This window comes from Robbsia andropogonis (genome assembly GCF_000970345.1).
Classification (GTDB): Bacteria; Pseudomonadota; Gammaproteobacteria; order Burkholderiales; family Burkholderiaceae; genus Robbsia; species Robbsia andropogonis.
The window spans coordinates 356,013-376,023 of record NZ_LAQU01000001.1 but is presented as its reverse complement, the minus strand read 5'-3'; the positions used below and the strand labels follow the sequence as shown (position 1 = coordinate 376,023).

The 20,011-nt window shown below is 56.6% G+C and carries 20 protein-coding genes; 12 read left to right on the top strand and 8 right to left on the bottom strand.

Annotated elements, in window-relative coordinates; all coding sequences use genetic code 11:
• Positions 1 to 198 precede the first annotated feature (198 nt).
• A complete protein-coding gene (locus WM40_RS01640) occupies positions 199 to 1,899 on the top strand; it encodes an electron transfer flavoprotein-ubiquinone oxidoreductase (protein ID WP_046151930.1) in 1,701 nt (566 codons plus the stop codon).
• Positions 1,900 to 1,927: 28 nt separating this feature from the next.
• Here the strand turns inward: WM40_RS01640 and WM40_RS01635 are convergent, their stop codons facing one another.
• Positions 1,928 to 2,389, bottom strand: coding sequence for an NUDIX hydrolase (locus tag WM40_RS01635; RefSeq protein ID WP_046152026.1), 462 nt, complete (start codon positions 2,387 to 2,389; stop codon positions 1,928 to 1,930).
• A gap of 703 nt (positions 2,390 to 3,092) precedes the next feature.
• On the opposite strand from WM40_RS01635, the gene WM40_RS01630 reads away from it, so the two are divergent.
• The 5 genes from WM40_RS01630 (at position 3,093) to arsH (ending at position 6,758) form a co-directional block, all read left to right on the top strand.
• Positions 3,093 to 3,956: a hypothetical protein gene (locus tag WM40_RS01630; protein ID WP_157685665.1), complete on the top strand. Its 864-nt coding sequence runs from the start codon at positions 3,093 to 3,095 to the stop codon at positions 3,954 to 3,956.
• A 131-nt stretch (positions 3,957 to 4,087) separates the two neighbouring features.
• Positions 4,088 to 4,411 (top strand): ArsR/SmtB family transcription factor, encoded by a 324-nt coding sequence (locus WM40_RS01625; RefSeq protein ID WP_024905525.1) that lies wholly within the window; start codon positions 4,088 to 4,090, stop codon positions 4,409 to 4,411.
• 107 nt (positions 4,412 to 4,518) lie between these two features.
• Entirely contained in the window at positions 4,519 to 5,589 is a 1,071-nt protein-coding gene (arsB, locus tag WM40_RS01620) for an ACR3 family arsenite efflux transporter (protein ID WP_024905524.1), read from the top strand.
• A 19-nt stretch (positions 5,590 to 5,608) separates the two neighbouring features.
• Positions 5,609 to 6,043, top strand: coding sequence for an arsenate reductase (glutaredoxin) (gene arsC / locus WM40_RS01615; protein WP_024905523.1), 435 nt, complete (start codon positions 5,609 to 5,611; stop codon positions 6,041 to 6,043).
• Positions 6,024 to 6,758: an arsenical resistance protein ArsH gene (arsH, locus tag WM40_RS01610; RefSeq protein WP_082102368.1), complete on the top strand. Its 735-nt coding sequence runs from the start codon at positions 6,024 to 6,026 to the stop codon at positions 6,756 to 6,758. Before arsC ends, arsH begins: the two co-directional genes overlap by 20 nt.
• 89 nt (positions 6,759 to 6,847) lie before the next feature.
• On the opposite strand, the gene WM40_RS01605 is transcribed toward arsH, so the two are convergent.
• Positions 6,848 to 7,972, bottom strand: coding sequence for a VIT1/CCC1 transporter family protein (locus tag WM40_RS01605; RefSeq protein WP_046151927.1), 1,125 nt, complete (start codon positions 7,970 to 7,972; stop codon positions 6,848 to 6,850).
• Between the two features lie 150 nt (positions 7,973 to 8,122).
• Positions 8,123 to 8,656, bottom strand: coding sequence for a cytochrome b (locus WM40_RS01600; RefSeq protein WP_024905520.1), 534 nt, complete (start codon positions 8,654 to 8,656; stop codon positions 8,123 to 8,125).
• Between the two features lie 140 nt (positions 8,657 to 8,796).
• Between WM40_RS01600 and WM40_RS01595 the strand changes: the two genes are divergently transcribed.
• Both WM40_RS01595 and WM40_RS01590 read left to right on the top strand, forming a co-directional pair.
• A complete protein-coding gene (locus WM40_RS01595) occupies positions 8,797 to 9,456 on the top strand; it encodes a response regulator (RefSeq protein ID WP_024905519.1) in 660 nt (219 codons plus the stop codon).
• Positions 9,453 to 10,838: an ATP-binding protein gene (locus WM40_RS01590; RefSeq protein WP_046151926.1), complete on the top strand. Its 1,386-nt coding sequence runs from the start codon at positions 9,453 to 9,455 to the stop codon at positions 10,836 to 10,838. Before WM40_RS01595 ends, WM40_RS01590 begins: the two co-directional genes overlap by 4 nt.
• A gap of 458 nt (positions 10,839 to 11,296) precedes the next feature.
• Here WM40_RS01590 and WM40_RS01585 read toward each other — a convergent pair whose 3' ends face one another.
• Entirely contained in the window at positions 11,297 to 11,713 is a 417-nt protein-coding gene (locus WM40_RS01585; RefSeq protein WP_052738117.1) for a helix-turn-helix transcriptional regulator, read from the bottom strand.
• A 19-nt stretch (positions 11,714 to 11,732) separates the two neighbouring features.
• On the opposite strand from WM40_RS01585, the gene WM40_RS01580 reads away from it, so the two are divergent.
• Complete coding sequence (locus WM40_RS01580; protein WP_046151925.1) at positions 11,733 to 12,251, top strand: aldo/keto reductase; 519 nt, start codon at positions 11,733 to 11,735, stop codon at positions 12,249 to 12,251.
• A 545-nt stretch (positions 12,252 to 12,796) separates the two neighbouring features.
• Here the strand turns inward: WM40_RS01580 and WM40_RS01575 are convergent.
• Positions 12,797 to 13,249: an Lrp/AsnC family transcriptional regulator gene (locus WM40_RS01575; RefSeq protein WP_024905804.1), complete on the bottom strand. Its 453-nt coding sequence runs from the start codon at positions 13,247 to 13,249 to the stop codon at positions 12,797 to 12,799.
• A 113-nt stretch (positions 13,250 to 13,362) separates the two neighbouring features.
• On the opposite strand from WM40_RS01575, the gene WM40_RS01570 reads away from it, so the two are divergent.
• Positions 13,363 to 14,004: a LysE family translocator gene (locus WM40_RS01570; protein ID WP_046151924.1), complete on the top strand. Its 642-nt coding sequence runs from the start codon at positions 13,363 to 13,365 to the stop codon at positions 14,002 to 14,004.
• A gap of 522 nt (positions 14,005 to 14,526) precedes the next feature.
• Positions 14,527 to 14,961 carry a nuclear transport factor 2 family protein gene (locus tag WM40_RS01565; RefSeq protein WP_024905806.1) on the top strand — a complete coding sequence of 145 codons (435 nt, stop codon included), beginning with the start codon at positions 14,527 to 14,529 and terminating at the stop codon, positions 14,959 to 14,961.
• A 53-nt stretch (positions 14,962 to 15,014) separates the two neighbouring features.
• Here WM40_RS01565 and WM40_RS01560 read toward each other — a convergent pair whose 3' ends face one another.
• The gene (locus WM40_RS01560; protein WP_236693335.1) at positions 15,015 to 16,697 is read right to left on the bottom strand and encodes an ABC transporter substrate-binding protein; all 1,683 of its coding nucleotides are present in this window, start codon (positions 16,695 to 16,697) and stop codon (positions 15,015 to 15,017) included.
• 433 nt (positions 16,698 to 17,130) lie between these two features.
• Between WM40_RS01560 and hemB the strand changes: the two genes are divergently transcribed.
• Positions 17,131 to 18,114, top strand: coding sequence for a porphobilinogen synthase (hemB, locus tag WM40_RS01555; protein ID WP_024905808.1), 984 nt, complete (start codon positions 17,131 to 17,133; stop codon positions 18,112 to 18,114).
• On the opposite strand, the gene WM40_RS31035 is transcribed toward hemB, so the two are convergent.
• Both WM40_RS31035 and WM40_RS01545 read right to left on the bottom strand, forming a co-directional pair.
• The gene (locus tag WM40_RS31035) at positions 18,047 to 18,598 is read right to left on the bottom strand and encodes a hypothetical protein (RefSeq protein ID WP_157685663.1); all 552 of its coding nucleotides are present in this window, start codon (positions 18,596 to 18,598) and stop codon (positions 18,047 to 18,049) included. The two genes, hemB and WM40_RS31035, sit on opposite strands and share 68 nt — an antisense overlap.
• Positions 18,599 to 18,734: 136 nt before the next feature.
• Positions 18,735 to 19,976: a YeeE/YedE family protein gene (locus tag WM40_RS01545; RefSeq protein WP_082102367.1), complete on the bottom strand. Its 1,242-nt coding sequence runs from the start codon at positions 19,974 to 19,976 to the stop codon at positions 18,735 to 18,737.
• Positions 19,977 to 20,011: the final 35 nt, after the last annotated feature.

The window sequence follows — 20,011 nt, the reverse complement described above, 5'->3', positions numbered from 1 at the left end:
CATCTCCTTCTGGCTGCGCCTGTAGACCGGAACCGCCGTCCGAAAGGGCGACTGCGCGGGACCGTCTCGGATCGTTTTTGAATGAACGCACCAATCCTGTGCGATCATCCCCAGGTATAGTGTAAAAAATCGAAAGCGCGCCGCGGGTCAGACCTGCGGTGCGCCGTCCCTCTTTACTGTCCAGTGTGTCAATTCAGCATGCAAAATCCGGCGCTTGTCGAGCAATATGGTCCGCGCGAATCGATGGAATACGACGTGGTGGTGGTAGGCGGTGGTCCCGCCGGCTTGTCCACGGCGATTCGTCTGAAACAACGCGCCGCGGAAAAAGGCACCGACATCAGCGTCTGCGTGCTTGAGAAGGGTTCCGAACCCGGCGCGCATATCCTGTCGGGCGCGGTGATGGACCCGCGTGGGTTGGACGAGCTGATACCCGACTGGAAGGCGCAGGGCGCGCCGTTGAACGTGCCGGTCACCGAGGATACATTCCTGTTCCTGACCAAGGACGGGGCGCGATCGGTGCCGGCATGGCTGCTGCCGGACAATTTCAAGAATCACGGCAACTATGTTGTCAGCCTTGCCAATGTCACGCGCTGGCTGGCGCAGCAGGCCGAAACGCTGGGGGTTGAAGTGTTCGCCGGCTTTCCGGCTGCCGAGGTCCTGTATGACGCCAATGGCGCGGTGCGTGGCGTGGCGACTGGCAATATGGGCGTCGGCAAGGACGGGCAGCCCACCGCGAATTTCCAGCTTGGCATGGAATTGCTGGCCAAGTACACGGTGTTTGCCGAAGGCTCGCGCGGCAATCTCGGGCGTGAACTGATTGCGCATTTCGATCTGGCGAAAGATGCGGATCCTCAGGTGCATGGCCTTGGTATCAAGGAAGTCTGGGAAATCGATCCGTCCAGGCACAAGGCGGGACGGGTGATGCATACGGCCGGCTGGCCGCTCGACACCGATACTTACGGCGGCTCCTTCTTGTACCACCTGGATAATAACCAGGTGGTCGTCGGTTTTGTCGTGGGATTGGGATATAGCAATCCCTATCTGTCGCCGTTCGAAGAATTCCAGCGCTACAAGACCCATCCGGCGATCCGTCAGATCCTGGAAGGGGGTAAGCGCTTGTCGTATGGCGCGCGGGCGATTACGGCGGGCGGCCTGATGTCGTTGCCGAAGTTGGTCTTCCCGGGAGGCGCCCTGGTTGGCTGCGATGCGGGTTTCCTGAACGCATCGCGGATCAAGGGCAGCCATGCGGCGATCAAGTCGGGCATGATGGCAGCCGACGCGATCTACGACGCGGTTACCGCGGGCACGGTGCCGGATGGCGTCAACGCACCACGTCGCGCGGCTGAACTGGCGGCCTACCCGGCTGCGTTCGATGCGTCGTGGTTGAAGCAGGAACTGCATCGCGCCAGGAATTTCAAGCAGTGGATGAGCAAGGGGCTGTATCTGGGCACGCTGATGGTGGGCATCGAGCAGAAGCTGCTCGGCGGCAACGTGCCATGGACACTGCATCACAAGCATGCCGATCACGAGACGCTGAAGCCGGCTTCGGAATGCACGCCGATCACCTATCCTAAGCCGGATGGCGTGTTGACGTTCGATCGATTATCGTCGGTCTTCCTGTCGAATACGAACCACGAGGAAAACCAGCCGGCGCATTTGACGTTAAAGGACCCAAGCGTGCCAGTGAAGGTGAATCTGGCGCAGTATGCGGGGCCGGAATCGCGCTTCTGTCCGGCGGGCGTCTATGAGTTTGCCAAGGACGAGGGCGGGGCGGAACGCTTGGTGATCAATGCACAGAACTGCGTGCACTGCAAAACCTGCGACATTAAAGACCCGACACAGAATATCGTCTGGGTCACCCCGGAAGGTGGGGGCGGGCCGAATTACGGCGCGATGTGATCGGGGAGATGTCAGGGCTGGTGCGGGGTCATACCGGTTGATCGAACACCCCGGCCTCGTCCAGCAATGAGATCAATTCGTCCGGATAAATTGTCGCAGTTGTCGTCGATAAGTCCTCCCGGCTCCACCATCTGTGATCCGCCATCACTTCTCTCTCCATGATGGTCCAGCCATCACGTGAGATTGCCTCCGAGGTCGTGTTCACGACGAAATATTGCTCGACTGCAAGCACCTGCTCGCCATCGGGCAACTGCAAGGGAAATTGACGCTTTCCTACCGGCGTAGATAACGTTGTCTTCTGGATGCCGGTTTCCTCTTGCAACTCTCTTATTGCGGCGTCGGTGAACGTTTCACCTTGCTCGACGCCACCGCCTGGCGTTGCCCAATAGACCTTATCTGCGAGCGCGCCAGTACGGTGTTCGAAACGGAATAGCAGCACGCGCCGCTTTGGCGTGGTGATCAGTAGTCTGGCTGATGGTCGTTCTCGCATGGGTTGATTCGGCGTTGGGTGCATGGAAGTAACGGTCACGATGCAATACGTACGGCGAAGCTAAAAAGGGGGGGGCGCTCCGAATCTTCTACTGCCTTTAATAGGGCAGTTTTACGTGCGAATCAACAGCCATAGTCCTGGGAAAGATCGATCCTTTGACGCGTCCGGTACCGGCGCAACGCCACGTCAAGGCACACTTCGCAAAAACGCGCGTACGTTCCGATTCATGCGCCGGTTCGCGTCTCAATGACGATACTTTAGATGCCCACTGCTCCGGTTTTTCGCTACGGAACGATGCCCTGCGGTTATCCACGGTGTAGCGTTTTCAGTCAGCCGCCGCCAGATCGCCGCGTAACCCGGCGTTGCGGGCAAGCCTATTCAGCGGTCCGCCCGCTTTTATATATGAATACGTGATGCCTTAGCGCTACAGAACAAGATCATACCGATGGATAATAGTCACTACGGCGATTTTCGAGCAACGCATGCCTGGTCTAACGTTCCAGACCAATGGGCGCACGTTTCCGGTCAGGGAAACAATACGGCTAATCCTTCCCCTCCCGCAAACGGACAAAATCCGGTAGCCCATTCGATCAATCCGAACTTGCAGGCGCTTCGGACAATGCAACCGCATGTTGCGTCCTCTTCCCATCCTCTTTCCACCGCGCCACGCAGCCGTAGTCCGCGATTGATCTTCGAAGGATACATGGATGCAGTGCTGCGACACAGCTTTTCGACGCTCCGGAAAAGCGTTCCGTGGTTTCCCATGCAAGCGCGCGATGTTCGCATATCAACGCCCGCGTCGATCGAAGGCGGATCGGCGGGTATATGTGAATGGGACGATCAACACTACCGGCGCACCGGAACAGTCAAAATATCGATCCGCGTAAAAGTCGAGCCGGGTAAGCCGCTGACGCCCGAGTATCTGGCATCCGTTCTATACGTCTTTGCTCATGAATTGGGAGATCATGCATTGGGTTACGCGGTATCGCTATCGCAAGGCAAACTGCCGCTTCCCGAAATGGTCGATCACAAAAAGGTATTTTCGCCGAGCGACGAAACGAACGCCTGGCATCAGGTTGTGAAATCCAACTTGAGACACATCGATGTCCCTCATACCGGGTTTCCTGATGCGCAGGCGAAGGCACGTTACGTACATGCGTTAAAAGTCGCTTTTCTAAAAGAGTATGCGACCGACGTGGAGAATCATTGCATCATGGATTACAACGGACGTGACGACGAAGATGACGATCGTTACATCTACGCCCGGGGCGATGACGACCTCTTCGATAAGGGAATGGCGTGGGCGCAAACCTTGAAAGCAAAAGCAGCTTATCCTGACGATCCATTCTGGACAACGGGTATCGCGACCGATACGCACGCCTCGCAGCATATCCAATCTGGTACGGAGCAGCATGCTCACCGCGCTTTTATGAATGCTCCTGGCTATTCGTCAGGCGAAGAAGCTGCGGCAGAAAGTAATCCGATGCGCACCACGGTTGATGATCTACATGAAGCGATTGACTACGTCGAGACGATGGACGATCGAGACAGAGACAGCCGCTATTAGATGGTGCGATGGCTTTCCGTGTACGCCCTGACGAGATGGGCGGTCATCCAGCACCAAACCGAAAATTTTTAAACCTCGAAGCTGAACATGTTTTCGTTGCACGCACCCATCATTTCGACTATATTGGAAATATGGAAGAGAAAGATGTCATCCGTGCTCTGGCAGCGCTAGCTCACGATTTACGATTGCGCGTGTTCCGCATGCTGATCGTGGCCGGGCCAGATGGGCTCACACCAGGCACCATGGCGGCGCAATGCGAGGTGCCAAACGCGACACTCTCCTTTCACCTAAGGGAACTGGTGCACGCGGGGTTGGTCACGCAGGAACGCCACGGGAGAAGCCTGATCTATCGTGCTGCGTATAACCAAATGAATTTGGTTCTCGGTTTCTTGACCGAGAATTGCTGCCAAGGGCAACCCTGCCTGGTGTCGGACGCAAATTCGTGCCTATGCTAAAGGAGCGCTGCCATGAGACGGTTCTAACGGCAAGGTGGTGATATCGCAGCTAGTACCGCGCTCTATTCGAAGCGATTTACCGCAGAGCTTTTTTCATCGATTTCGCAATGAATGCCCCACACACCACCGCTGCGCGCAGCACCTCGTCAAAGCCAGCTATCGGTTTCTTCGAGCGCTACCTCACCGTCTGGGTCGTGCTCTGTATCGTCGCGGGGATCCTATTTGGCCAGATGCGCCCTGACGTTTTTCAGGCAATCGGCCGCATGGAGTACGCCCAGGTCAATCTGCCGGTCGGCCTGCTGATCTGGGTGATGATCATACCCATGCTTTTGAGGGTTGACGTTCGCTCGTTGCATGAAGTGCGCCAACACATCAGGGGCATTGGCGTCACGCTCGTGATCAACTGGCTTGTCAAGCCGTTCACGATGGCGTTCCTTGCGTGGATCTTCATTAAGCAACTATTCGCGCCGATACTGCCCTCCGCACAGCTCGACAGCTATGTGGCCGGACTGATCTTGCTGGCCGCCGCGCCTTGTACGGCGATGGTGTTCGTCTGGAGCCGTCTGACGGGCGGTGATCCGCTTTTCACGCTCTCACAAGTTACGCTTAACGACAGCATCATGGTGTTCGCGTTCGCACCGCTCGTTGGTCTGTTGCTTGGCATCTCTTCCATCACGGTGCCTTGGGCAACGCTGCTTACTTCGGTCGCGCTCTACATCGTCATTCCCGTGATCCTCGCGCAGATCTTGCGCAAAACATTGCTCTCGCGCGGCGAGACTACCTTCGAAGCGGCAATGGCAAAGATCGGCCCATGGTCGATCACTGCGCTGCTCGCCACGCTGGTGCTGCTATTTGCTTTCCAAGGCGAGGCCATTCTCAAGCAGCCGCTTGTGATGGCGATGCTTGCCGTGCCCATCCTGATCCAGGTGCTCTTCAACTCGGCGCTGGCGTACTGGCTCAATCGCGCGGTCGGCGAGAAGCACAACATCGCGTGTCCGTCCGCACTGATTGGCGCATCGAACTTCTTCGAGCTGGCTGTCGCGACCGCAATCGGCTTGTTCGGTTTCAACTCCGGCGCAGCACTCGCGACGGTCGTTGGCGTGCTGATCGAAGTGCCGGTGATGCTGCTCTTGGTACGTGTCGCCAACCGGTCGAAGCGCTGGTATGAGTGCGCCTGAATGAAATGGAAACAACACAATGAACGAAGTCACCATCTATCACAACCCTGATTGCGGCACTTCGCGTAATACACTCGCGATGATTCGCAACGCCGGTATCGAACCCATTGTCGTGGAGTATCTGAAAACGCCACCTTCCCGCGACACGCTCGTCGAACTTATCCAGCAATCTGGGCTGGCCGTGCGCGACGTGCTCAGACAGAAAGGAACCCCGTACGCAGAAATGCATCTGGACAATCCGGCTCTGACCGATGAGCAGTTTCTCGACGCGATGATGGCGCACCCCATTCTTATCAACCGTCCCTTCGTAGTAACGTCGAAGGGCGTGCGCCTTTGCCGTCCGTCCGAACTGGTACTCGACATTTTGCAAGAGGCACAACGCGGCGCATTCACGAAGGAAGACGGAGAAGTGGTGATCGACGCGGAGGGAAAACGTGTCTACTTCGGTAACTGATCTCGCCACGGAGCTTCCGCAAGTCGATGCAATGCTGTTCCGCGTACCTGATATCCAGCGCCATCAGGTCGAGAAGGCTTCCCAGCACGCACCTCGCATCCTGGTGCTCTACGGTTCGCTGCGTGAGCGTTCGTTCAGTCGCCTGTTGAGCGAAGAAGCGACGCGCCTGCTCACGGCGATGGGTGCGGAAGCCCGAACGTTCAATCCGAGCGGTTTGCCACTACCCGACGACGCGCCCGACACGCATCCTAAGGTAGCCGAATTGCGTGAGCTGGTCCTATGGTCGGAGGGTATGGTCTGGTCCTCGCCCGAGCGCCACGGCGCTATGACAGGCATTATGAAATCGCAGATAGACTGGATTCCCCTTTCAGTGGGTGCAGTGCGGCCGACGCAGGGCAAGACGCTCGCGGTGATGCAGGTTAGTGGCGGGTCGCAGTCGTTCAACGCCGTCAACCAGATGCGCGTGCTTGGCCGGTGGATGCGCATGCTGACTATTCCGAACCAGTCGTCGGTGGCGAAGGCCTACATGGAATTTGATGAGACCGGCCGCATGAAGCCTTCGGCATATTTCGATCGTGTCGTGGACGTAATGGAGGAACTTGTGAAGTTCACCTTGTTGACGCGCGATATCGGGCCGTACTTGGTTGACCGTTACAGCGAGCGTAAGGAAAGCGCCGAAGCATTGATGAAACGCGTGAACCAGGCCATTATCTGACCGATACGTCCGTCTTCACCCTGCATAACGTCCTTTGCTGGGACATTCCACTTCCACGCTCGCTAACTGAGCAGGGCTATTACCTTCGATTATGAAACGGCAACGCCGAGCAAGCGTCCCACGCCAAATGTGAACGCGGCAGTGATAAGTCCAACCAGTATTTGGCGCACGGCGGAATAACTTGCGGAGCGACCATTGAAAAGCGACGTAAACACACCAATGCCAGCGAGTGCGACAACGCTGTAAGCGACGCATTGCGCAATTGCAGAAGCACCGCTACTCCACAAAAACGGCATCGCGGGAAAAAATGCACCTACAGCAAATAGCAAAAACGACACGCCTGCTGCAGACCATGGATTTCCGCCCAACTCAGCGGGGTCGAGTCCTAGCTCTTCGCGAACCAATACGTCGAGTGCCATCTTTTTGTCCCGCATGATTTGTCCCGCTACGCGCTTGGCTTCGTCGCTAGCCAAACCTTTTGCACGATAGATGAGTGCGAGCTCATTTTCTTCCGATTCAGGGTTGTGCTCCAACTCGTCCGCTTCTTTTGCAACTTGCGCTTGCGCGAGCTCTCGCGCGTTTGTAACAGATAGCCATTCACCAAGCGCCATCGAACAGGCACCCGCCACAAGGCCCGCGAATGCCGTCAACAAAATGATGCGAGAGCTGGCCTCGGCACCGGCTACGCCCATAATGAGGCAAAAGTTTGAAACGAGGCCGTCGTTCGCACCTAGTACGCCTGCGCGCAAATCGTTTCCTGATGATACGCCACGATGCCAAGATTCGGCCTGCGCGATATCTGGCCCGCCGACAGCCGTCGGCTTGCCAACGTTTGCCATTGCTTGCACGACATTCGCATGCTCATGTTCTTCCGCGGACATCCCGGCCGTTTCGGGACTGCCCGCATACTTATTTCTATCAGCGAACTCGGCAGCAGCCAAAGAAGGCAAAACATGCTTCGGCCCCAAAAGGTGAATGACGCCTTTCATGACGAGCGTCTTCGCATTAAACCGCGGTTTTGCGACAACCCCGTCGCTGGCCAATCGATTCAACCAAACCTGAGCATGCTGTCGCTCCGACTGCGCAAGCAGCAGAAACACGTTTCGGCGCTCAGGGTCTTTGTCGACTTTCGAAAGAGTCTCGTAAATTGCCGCACTATGCAACTCATCTGCAAGATGCGCACGATACTTTTGATGTTCTTTTTTGTTTGCCATTGTGATGATCAGCAATTAAACAGCGAGTCTAGGCTCGGTTACCAGCTATGCGAATGAGAAGAATCGAGCGGCGTCACCTTACCCTAGACGACAAGCGATAAATTGCCACCCACCAAAAACGATAATCATCCTCATTACGTATCGTCCCACTCACAGCATGCGATTTATCACCTCGTCGCGCAGAATAAATCTATGGAAAAGCGCCGCGAAAATATGAATGCCAATCAACCCCAAAAGCACCCACGCGAGCCATCCATGGACGTCGCCGAGCCAGTGGCCGAATGACGATCCAACAGCGGAAAGGGGGGGATACGGAATAAATCCGAACAACTTGACTACCCAACCTCGCGCAGACGCATTAGCCCATCCTGCCAGGGGAATAAGAACAAGAAGACAGTACAACGATAGATGCGTTATAGCGGAGGCGAGCTTCACGGCAGGCGTCAAGTCTGCCGGAGCTGGCCTATGGGTTGCTCGCCAGATAATTCGCATCGCCATGGCAAGCACGATAGCCGCGCCGACGCTCAGATGCCATGCGATAAGGCCTTCTGGGAGAGTGCCTCTTTTAACATCTGGCATCGTCCACCCTAGAAGAAACTGCGCAAGTACAAGAAGCGCTACCAGCCAATGCAACATGCGAGCCGTGGTCGAATACGCTTTTGGTTGTTCCATGTTTTCGTACATATGATTCAATCCGGGTCGAAGATACCGCCGACGAGAGTAGCAAAGCGAGTTTAAAGATTACCTTAAGAGACGCTAGAATCATTCGAATTCTGCGATATCGTTAACACGACGGTTCCTTTTTCATCCCCGTATTAATAATCATGCGCATTCTCCTTGTCGAAGATGACGACCTCATTGGGAGTGGTCTTTCAGTCGCTCTGCAAAATCAAGGGTATGCCGTTGACTGGGCACGAGATGGCAGTCACGCGCGATTGTCGCTAGATACAACAGGCTATGAGCTGATTGTTCTCGACCTAGGGCTTCCTAAGCTTGCTGGCCTAGAGTTGCTCAAAGCCGTGCGAGCCGCCGGCAATCACACGCCAGTCCTTATCTTGACGGCAAAAGATACCCCGATTGACCGCGTTCACGGACTCAACGCGGGAGCCGATGACTACGTCGGAAAGCCATTCGACTTAGACGAAGTTATAGCGCGGTGTCGGGCGCTTATAAGGCGCGCTTATCGACGCGGCACCGAGGTAATCTCGTGGCGGAATTTGCGAGTGGACACGGCTGCGGTCACCGTTCATGTACAGGGAGAGCAAATTGACGTCACCGCGCGGGAATTCGCGATTCTTGTCTATCTTCTGTCAAACGCAGGAATCGCACAGAAAAAGTCGCGGATCGAGGAAAGCATATACGGATGGAGGGATGAAATCGAGAGCAATGCAATCGAAGTGCACATCCACGGGCTGCGAAAGAAAATCGGAATGGATGCTATTCGCACTATTCGCGGCGTAGGCTATCTGATGGAACAGCAATGAATATGGTCCGCGGTTCAATACGTCGCAGACTCATCACGTTACTATTGGGTAGCGTTGGCGTCGCCTGGCTAATGATATTTCTTTGGAGCTTCTATTCCGCCAAGCACGAAATGATGCGCTGGGATGAAACACGAATCATTCAGCTTGCGCCTCTGCTAATAAAGCTCGACGTGCGAGACCTCAACCGACTTTCCGTAACAGGAATCGATGCACGTAATGAGATCCCTCAGAACGGCTGGCATGTGCGGCATGACTCGGACGTTAGAAAGCGCTTTGTTCAATTTCGCGTTTCCGATGAAGATGGAAACATCGTGTCCATATCGGAACACTTCCCATCAAATTACATTGCTGAGCATCCGGAACAGTCCATCAGCTACGTTACATTTGCCGGTGCGACCTGGCTGTCGCATGTCGCTTATGATGCGTCATCAAAACGGATACTGACACTGCTTGAGCCATTGAACCAACGAAGCGATTTGGTAACAGGCGTTGCTGCCCGTATCGCAAGACCCGCCTTGGTTGGACTGCCGTTGGCGATGGTTCTGGTTTGGTTCGTTATCGGCATTGGATTGAAACCGCTCAATACATTGACTGCTGCTGTGAGCGAGCGAGATAGCAGGAATCTAAGCCCTATCCGGTTGCCGAGCATTTCCTCAGAACTGGTACCGGTCGTGTCATCCATCAACGACTTACTCGAACGACTGAGACTATCATTGTCGAAAGAGCGCACGTTTACCGCGGACGCTGCACATGAATTAAGAACGCCCCTAACAGCAATAAAAGTACAAGCTCAAGTCGCGCTAACCTCGAGTGACCTATACCAACAGCAAACGGCGCTCCGTCGGGTCATTCTAGGCGTTGACCGGAGTGCTCACCTAATTCAACAGTTACTGCTACTGGCGCGCATCGACCACCGCGCAAATACCGAAGCGGCCGTATTTTTGCTACAAGACGTCGCCATCGAAGCTATTGGCTATCGACGCGAGCAAGCAAAAGAAAAATCAATCTCATTACAAGTGACCGGAGACGCGCAGGTTTCCTTGCACGGCGACCCTATTTTATTCCGCGTGCTCATCGATAACTTGCTTGATAATAGTATCAAATATGGTACATCGGGAGGTTTTGTTCACGTTTCATTCGAGAGAGCGCGCGGCGTAATTAAATTTATCTTATGTGATGATGGAAATGGTGTATCGGAAGAAGAGTTAGAGCGACTCACCGACCGTTTTTTTCGCAGCACGTCCGCAGCTGCACCAGGAAGTGGATTAGGACTGGCCATAGTTAAACGTATCGCAGAATACTACGATGCGTCGCTCAGCATAAGCCATGGTGAGAACAAAAAGGGGTTGTCTGTGACGGTAACCATCCCCCAAGTGGGCTAGGCTAGCAAATAGCCCACGAAATCCACTGGCATAGAACAGACGCGTTCCAGTTATCAATGCTGACACCATATTGCTCATCCATGCTCGTACCTGACAATCTGATATGGATGTCAGGCCAATCGAAGGTAAAGCGTAACCAGAAATCTTAACGGACAGTTCCCTTGAACGGTAGCACTCCCATATGCTCTGCCGTGTGTGAGCAAAGCTCTCCGATATGCCCATCTAGAAAACATTCTTATCGAAACAATTCTATTCTCGGTCATCGGCCGAGAGGATGCACTGGCCACGCCAACCGATTTCCGCCTGCCTGTTCGGCCGCAAGCTTGGCCTAAGCGGTCATTCGACACAGCGTCTTCTCATGACTGATATCGGGCAGGACCCGTCAGTCGCAATGCGTAGGCCGAAGTCTGCGTACGGATCCCGGGTTGCCATTCACCGCCTCGACGTAGACATGCGGCTCAATCCTTGGGTTTGATCCAGTAGTGCCTCGGACTGCGTCCGAAAGTACGTTTGAACGCGCTGCTAAACGCACTATCTGACGCATAGCCGACTCTTGTCGCAATCGTTGCTATCGGGTCGTTGCCGTGCCTGAGAGCGAGGCTTGCCACCGACATGCGCCAGCGAGTCAAATAGTCGAGCGGCGGCATGCCCACCAACGCCTTGAACCGTATCGCAAAGTTGGTGCGTGACATGCCTACGGCCGCGGCCAGTTCCCGAACCGTCCACCCCTTGCCGATGTCGCCGTGCATTAAATGAAGCGCGGCGCCGATCTTCAGATCTCCGAGGGCGCTGAGCCAGCCTGGCACCGGCTGCACTTCATCGATGTACGCGCGGAGAATCTCAACGAGAACGATATTGGCAAGACTTGCCGCCATTGCGCTTCGGCCGGCACGAATGGACTTCGTTTCGATACATTCTTATTACTCGCTCGCGGGCCTCGACATCGAGCGCGAACTGCTTCCCGCAATCGAAGATCAGAAGCTGGGACTGCTCTGCTGGAGCCCGTTGGCAGGCGGATTGCTGTCAGGTAAATTTGATCGCAATGGTGTAGCCGAGGCGCATTCGCGCGGTGCTCTCATTCAGTTCCCACCGGTCGATAGCGAAAAGGCCTTCGATATTATTGACGTACTAACGGATATCGGTGCGCAGCATGGCGTAAGCGCGGCACAGGTGGCACTCGCGTGGATTCTCGCACGCCCTTTCGTTACGAGCGTCATTACTGGCGTCAAGCGGGTCGAGCAACTCACTGACAACCTCGCAGCGCTGGATCTGGTGCTCAGCGAAGACGACAAAAAGCGACTGGACGAAGTGAGTTGGCCCGCGATCTCCTATCCTGGCTGGATCCAAACCTATAACGCGGCCGGGAGGTTTCCGGCGGGACATCCGTTCGGGGGGGGCGATCGTGGACCTTAGACCAAACGCCGCTTTAACGGATCGTGCCCGCGGCCACATCAACGAGTATGTATGGCTGCCGTCCTTGCGCTTTCACGACGCGAGCATCCGGGAAACCCACATATCACCCTGCCGCTAGAAGCAAGGCGGTGGATTCGCGTCGTCTAAGCACGCATCGTTCATCGAAAAAGATGAATGTCAGAAGTGGCCATTTGAACGGACCTTCGTAACTTCGGTCTGAACGGGTCGATAGCTGTCCCCCATGTCAGCATCTTTAGTCTGTAGTTGCCAATGTCCGCTGTGCGGCCAACTGTGACCATCGGCGACTGCCAAGGCCGTTGCAGCGACCGGTTGAATCCAACCCGAGAATCCGCCATCTGACTGCCGTCTCTGTTTCGGCCTTAGCGGACATGCATCATCTTGCACCGAGTGCATGAAATGTACGGAAAAAACAGTCGTTGCCAAGTCTCGGAGTACTTTTACTACCAATTTGCCAGTGAAGCCCTGTTGGTACTTCGAACTCAAACCGTTCACTCTGCTGTTCTCAAAATGGAAAGAACAGTTTCTCAGACGTGACGCTTGGTGCGCGGCTGCCCTACACCCCGTGAAGCAAGAGGAGTAGACATTACGATTGACGTGCGGGTCTCGCCGTAAAGGTTAATGCGTTCGATGAGCTGTTCTAGATCAGTCATGTTCAAAGCGACCAACCGTATGACATATGAATCCGCGCCCGTTACATGATGGCATTCAAGGACTTCGGCAATGGACTCAAGCAACTTGAGAAATTTGGATTTCGCAGGTTGCGGCACCGTGATTCCGATCATTGCGCTAACGTTATAACCAGCTGCCACAGGATTGATCCGAGCACCGTAGCTCTCTATGACTCCGCCTTCTTCCAGGCGTTTAACCCGCTCGGTCACAGCGGGAACCGATAGATGCACTTGGCGGCCCAGGTCCGTATAGGTCATTCGGCCGTTGCGCTGCAGCAGCGAAAGCAACTTCCAATCCAGATCGTCCATAGCGCCTATTTTTTAAAGTAGAAAACCGATTTTTACTTAAAAAATAACTTTTAGCTAGATCCGATAGTGCTTAATATGCATCTGCACATCGCCGCTTCTCCTCGGGAAGGAACATGCTTTTAATTAAATCAATGGCATTGGGTTTATGCATTGCTGCGCCGGTCGGACCAATTGGAATGCTGTGTATTCAGCGTTGTTTGAGCAGTGGTTTTCGTTATGGCTTTGCAACTGGGATCGGCGCCGCGTCCGCGGATGCGATCTATGGGTTGTTTGGGGCGCTGGGTGTGGCGGGCATAGCAAACGCGCAGCCCGCGCTAACCATAGGCTTGAAAATCTGCGGCGGCGCATTTCTCTTTTGGCTGGCATGGACCACAGCGCGCGAGACCCCCGTTACGCACAATGGTTACCAAGCGACGACGGGTGCGAACGTATCTCGTTACTTTTTGGCAACGTTTTTCCTGACCCTGTCCAACCCTATAACGATTCTGTCTTTTATCGCTATGTTTGCCGCGCTCGCATCAACCGCGGGCTTTCATGGTGACCGCGAATGGTCAACCGTAATGACAATGGTCAGTGGAGTGTTTGTTGGCTCGGCTGTCTGGTGGCTGTTCTTAAGCATTTTAACCAGCACATTACGCAGAGCGATGCCCAGCTCGTGGATACGTAGGCTTTCACTAATGTCGGCCATCGGAATAGCTGCATTTGGAGCTTTCCAGATGGTCACCGGTACATCTAGTTTCATCGAGGTTTTCTGACACGCAATACATCGGTACCACATTCCGCGCCGCTTGGAGCCTGACAGCATTAAAGGGCACTAGCCGACCGAAAATCTGTGAGCGTGTGCAGCGCACGGATCGCGATTTCAGCGACTGTTGCCATCGGTGAAAAAGGTCATTTGCTGGTTTTCGCCCGACAGACTGTTAAGGCCGAACAACAGCCAATGCTTTTCAGGTTCTCCCGTCCTCGGACGTGTCTGCCGGTGGAATGCCCCTACCTTTTGATGCCGATTGCGACAATCAGAATCTAGATTCGCAGCAACGAAGTCCGGCCATTCGCGCAACTTTGTCACTTTTTGCAGTAACTAAGTCACCCTACGGTAATAACAGAAACAACGTTCTTTGCTTCGCATTATTGAAGCGTCTCATGCATCATATGCTGTCCGCAGGACGTCGCGGAATGTATTGGCATGCGAAAGCGACAGCACCAGCAAACGAACATCTGCAATCGCAGTAGCCTGCTGGATGCAGGGCCATGTTTTACTTTCGGGGAGCACACACATGAAGATAAACCCCATCCTTCGTCCCGAAGGCGTTGTTCCAGGCAGCACCGACGATTCAAGCGCATCATCCGAAACAACCTTTCCGGTACACAAGCAGCTTGAGGCGTATAACGCCAGAGACATTGAGGCGTTCATGCAATGGTGGGCCGAGGATTGCGAATATTACGCATTCCCTTCGACCTTGCTTGCCAAGGGGGCTGCGGAGGTACGAGCGCGCCACGTCAGCCGGTTCGATGAGCCGAATTTGTTCGGCAGGTTGATCGCCAGGAGCGTGGTCGATAATGTCGTTGTTGACCATGAGGTGGTAACTCGGACGTTTGCAGAAGGGGAGGGGGAGGTCGACGTGCTCGCGATCTACGAAGTACAGCACGGAAAGATCGTGAAGGCGTGGTTCAAAATGGGCACGCCGAGACTGACTTGTGAAGGTGACTGAAACACCGCGGATACACCACCGCCCCATTCCTCCTGGGCGATGGCCTCCACCTCTTACTTGATACTCACCCCCGAGAACCGCACGCTACCGAGCGGATCGATCATCATGCCGGACACGCGCTTGCTGACCGGCTGGTAGACGATCGAGTGTGCGATCGGCGAGAACGGCAGTTGATCGGCGAAGATCTTCTGCGCCTGCATATACAACTTGGTCCGTTCAGCCTGATCGGTCGTAGAGCGCGCCTTGACGATCAAATCATTGAACGGCTTGTCGCACCAGCGTGAGAAGTTGTTGCCATGGATGGCATCGCATCCCAGCAACGTCCCGAGCCAGTTGTCCGGATCGCCGTTGTCACCGGTCCAGCCGATCAGCATCGCATCCTGCGCGCCGGTATGGCCGCGCTTCATGTATTCGCCCCATTCAAAGGTGACGATATTGGCCTTGACGCCGATCTTGGCCCAATCCGCCTGAATCATCTGCGCCATCAACTGACCATTCGGGTTGTACGGTCGTTGCACCGGCAGTGCCCACAGCGTGAGTGAGAAGCCATCGGCGAACCCGGCTTTTGCCAATAAGGCCTTCGCCTTGGCCGGATCGTATGGCTGGGCCTTGATGCTCTTGTCGTAGGACCATTCCGTCGGTGGCATGGCCGTCGAGGCTGGTGTGCCCATGCCTTGGTACACTGCCTTCAGGATCGCCGCCTTGTCGATGGCCATGTCCAATGCGCGTCGGACGTTGACATCTTTCAGGTAAGGCTTTTCAACGTTATACGCGAGATACCCTTCGTTGAATCCCGCCTGCGACGGCATGTCGATATTCGATGCCTGCTTCAGCGACGCGATTTCCGCTGGACGCGGATAGCTCATCACCTGGCATTCATCGGCCTTCAACTTCTGCGCGCGGACCGTTGCATCCGTCGTGATCGAAAAGATCAGGTTTTTCAGCTTCACCGCGCCGGGCTGCCAATAGTCGGGATTGCCTTCGTACCGAATGGTCGCGTCCTTCGTATAGCTGCGGAACGCGAACGGGCCGGTGCCTACCGGCCGCTGGTTCAGGTCCGGCGCCTTGTTTTCCTTCAACAGTTGCGCCGCGTACTCGGCCGATTGAATCGACGCGAATGGCATGGCGAGGTTCTGGATGAACGGCGCGTTTACTTCGCTGAGATGAAAGCGAACCGTATAAGGGTCGACCTTTTCGATACTGGTGATCAGCTTGTCCAGACCCATGTCCGTGAAGTATGGGAAGCTGGTGGGATAGGCCTTGCTGAACGGCAGGTTCGGGTCCAGCATCCGCTGGAACGAGAAAACCACGTCATCGGCATTGAAGGTGCGCGTCGGCTTGAACCATGTCGTGGTCTGGAAGGCAACGTCATGACGCAGGTGGAACGTGTAGGTCCGGCCGTCCGGCGAGACCTCCCACGATTCGGCCAGCCCTGGTACGACCTTCGTGCTGCCGGGTGCGAACTCGACCAACTGGTCGAATACCGTATAGGCGCTGGCGTTGAAATCGGTGCCAGTGGTGTACTGCGCCGGATCGAAGCCGGCGGGGCTACCTTCCGAGCAATAGACCAGCGAACCTTTCATCTGCTGCGCGGCGGCGGAGGCGGTATTGGCCACGCCGAATGATAATGCGGCAGCCAGAATCGATGCCGTGGTGACCCCCAGCCAGGTCGGCCGGCGCGGGATACCTTGCCGGCCAGCGTGCGCCTGCGCCAACGACAAATGCTTCCGCATCATGGACGCACCAGACAAATTGGCAGAAACAGTCGAGCCGGCCAGGCGCCGTGCGAGTGACGGCCTGGGCGTCGTTCCAGACGAAAATACGGTCTCCAAATGCATACTCCTTGCTTGCGGCTGTCGCGTGCGTTTGGGTGCCGGGTCGTGCGGCATGGCAAACGCCCCGCACAGGCGCGAATCGTTATTGGGAACTGTAGCGAGCGTAGCTTTCGCCCCCGCCAAAGTAAGCGCGAGCAAAAATCGTGTCAAGCGAGGGGTCTCCCGGCCGCCGGGGCCGGATTGCCTGAACAGGCGTATCATTGCCGGTCTGCCTGTTCGATTGCCCGGCCTGCGGCGTAGGCGCCTATCCCCGTTCCTGCCCGCACCGTGCGATTTGTTCAAGTGACGATATTCTTGCACGACTTCACGCCCGCCCGCAGGTGCGCCACACGCTATGACCCTACACGCTCCTTATCCGATTTATCGCCCACGGCGCCTGCGCCGTACTCCCGCCCTGCGCAAGATGTTCCAGGAAACCGAATGGAACCTGGACGACTTGATTCTGCCGATCTTCGTCGAAGAGGGGGCCACCGAATTCGCGCCGATCAACGCCATGCCCGGCGTGATGCGTATCCCGGAATCCCGTTTAGCCTATGAAATCGAACGGTATGCAAAAGCGGGCATCCGTGGCGTGATGACATTCGGCATTTCGCACCACAAGGACGACGTGGGCAGCGATACGTGGAATGAGGAAGGGCTGGTGGCGCGGATGGCACGCATCTGCAAACAGACCGCGCCCGAACTGATCGTGATGTCGGATACGTGCTTCTGCGAATACACCACGCATGGCCATTGCGGCGTGTTGCACGCGCACGGCGGCGTGGACAATGACGCGACGATCGCGAATATCGGTTTGCAGGCGGTGTCCGCCGCGCGGGCGGGTGCCGATATGATCGCCCCTTCCGCGGCGATGGATGGCCAGGTCAAGGCGATCCGCTCAGCGCTCGACGGTGCTGGTTTCCACGACACCGGCATCATGGCGTATTCGACGAAGTTCGCGTCCGGCCTGTATGGACCGTTCCGCGATGCGGCCGGCACCGAACTGAAGGGCGACCGCAACGCCTACCAGATGAATCCGATGAATCGCCGGGAAGCCGTGCGTGAGTCGCTGCTCGATGCGGCGGAAGGTGCGGATTCGCTGATGGTGAAGCCGGCTGGTGCCTACCTGGATATTATTCGTGACATCCGTGAGGCATCGGACTTGCCGCTGGCAGCCTATCAAGTCAGCGGCGAATACGCGATGATCAAATTCGCCGCGGCGGCCGGCGCAATCGATGAAGCCCGGGTGGTGCGTGAAACACTGGGGGCGATCAAGCGCGCGGGCGCGGACCTGATCCTGACGTATTTCGCGATGGATATTGCCCGCGATGGTGTGTGAGGACGCGCTGGACCCACTGCATGGCGGCACGGCACGGTCCCGGTTCTTGAATAATCCGCAGGTGCGCCGCATGTTGCCCCGTACCATGCACCACCACACAGCCCGACCCGGCGCATGCAAAGTGCTCGCCCTTCCGAAGGGCGACTGGCCGCGGGCCCTGTAGTTGTTCCGGCATCCAGTCCAGTGGCGTGGGCCGGCATTCGACATCGACGCTGCCGTCACAGACCAGCAAATGCGACCGCGCGGGCAATGGCAGCACGATACGCTGATGCAACGCCACCGCAATGCGCTGGTCGTCACCACATTGGGCAACATCCTCGGCGGTGATGTCGTCGCCGATAGCGCCAACCTTCCTGGCGCTATCGATATTCCCACGCGCGATCAACGCCGCTACGGCCGTCCGGAATGCGTGCATCCGCTCCCATGACGGCACGTGCGGCGTATGCTGACGCTGCTCGCGTAGGGACCAAGATAATCCAAACATGATGTCGCACCGGATGAGCGGGAAGCTGGAGCAACTAGCCTATCCGTTATGCCGCTGGTTTTGCGCGAAGGGGTGCGCTTGCTTGTTCGCGAGTTCGCGCATGGCGTCGTCGCCGGTGCGATTTTCGGATTTTGCTTCAGCAGCCGGTACGACGAATGCGCTCGACGGCGAGTCCGAAAGTGGGACGCAGCCGTGTACCTACTACGTTGCCGGAGAAGGCCGCCACCATCCAGAGCCAGCCGTGCAGGCTACCCGAGACGATGCCGCTGAAATACGCACCGATATTGCATCCGTAAGCGAGCCGTGCGCCATAGCCTAATAGCAGGCCACCGATGATGGCCGCCAATAGCGAACGCGGCGGAATACGCCAGACCGGTGCGTACCGTCCTGCCAGCGCCGAGGCGGCAAGCGCGCCGATGATGATGCCGATATCCATGACCGTGGTCACATCTTCACGTAATGGCGCCTGCAACGCGATGGCGTTGGCCGTCGTTTGCCAGAATGGCCAGGCGGCTATATCGATGCCCAATGCCTGAACGGCTTTCGCGCCCCACAGTGCAAAGGCCGAGGTCACGCCCCAAGGGCGGCCCGCCAACGCCATCGTTGCAAAATTCAACAGCACCAACAGGATCGCGCCCGTCCACAATGGCCAGGGACCACGCAGCCAGCGCAGCCCTGGTTGTTCGGCAATGCCATCGTTGCCCGGCAGCAGTCGACCGTGCCGCCGTTTTTCAATCAGGATGGTCGCGGCGACGATGCTGGCAAAGAGAAGCCAGTTCAACCCGAGCGCCGGCACGACACCCAGGGCGTGGACCAATGACACCTTGGGCAGGGCCGGCAGCGCCGACCAGAACGGTAGGTGAGCGGTGCCGATGACGGAGCCGACGACGAACGTGGCAAGCGTGACAATCATCCGTGTGCTGCCGCCTCCCACAGTGTAGAGCGTGCCGGAAGCACAGCCACCGCCCAGTTGCATGCCGATGCCAAACAGAAACGCGCCCACCAGGACCGATGTGCCGGCGGGTGCAACCAGGCCTGTGACGGGGCGGCCGAACAGCGAGCCGGCCGACAGCGCGGGAAAAAACAGCAGCGTGCCGATGGCGAGCATGATCATCTGCGCGCGCAAGCCTGCGCCGCGCCCGTCCGCTATGAAAACGCGCCACGCCGATGTAAAGCCGAACGCAGCGTGATACAGCGTGGCGCCCAGCAGGATGCCGACCGCGTACAGTGCGGCCTGACGGGCGCTGACCATCGTATCGAGCCATGCGAGGCCAACGAGGCATAGCACCACGGCGATGATGAAGGGGGGCGGATTCCACATCGGTGCCGGTTTGAGGGGGCGGGGCGAGGTGGGAAGGGATGATGCAGGTTGAGCCATGATTCAGAAACGGTGCGGAAAAACCGGCATTGTCG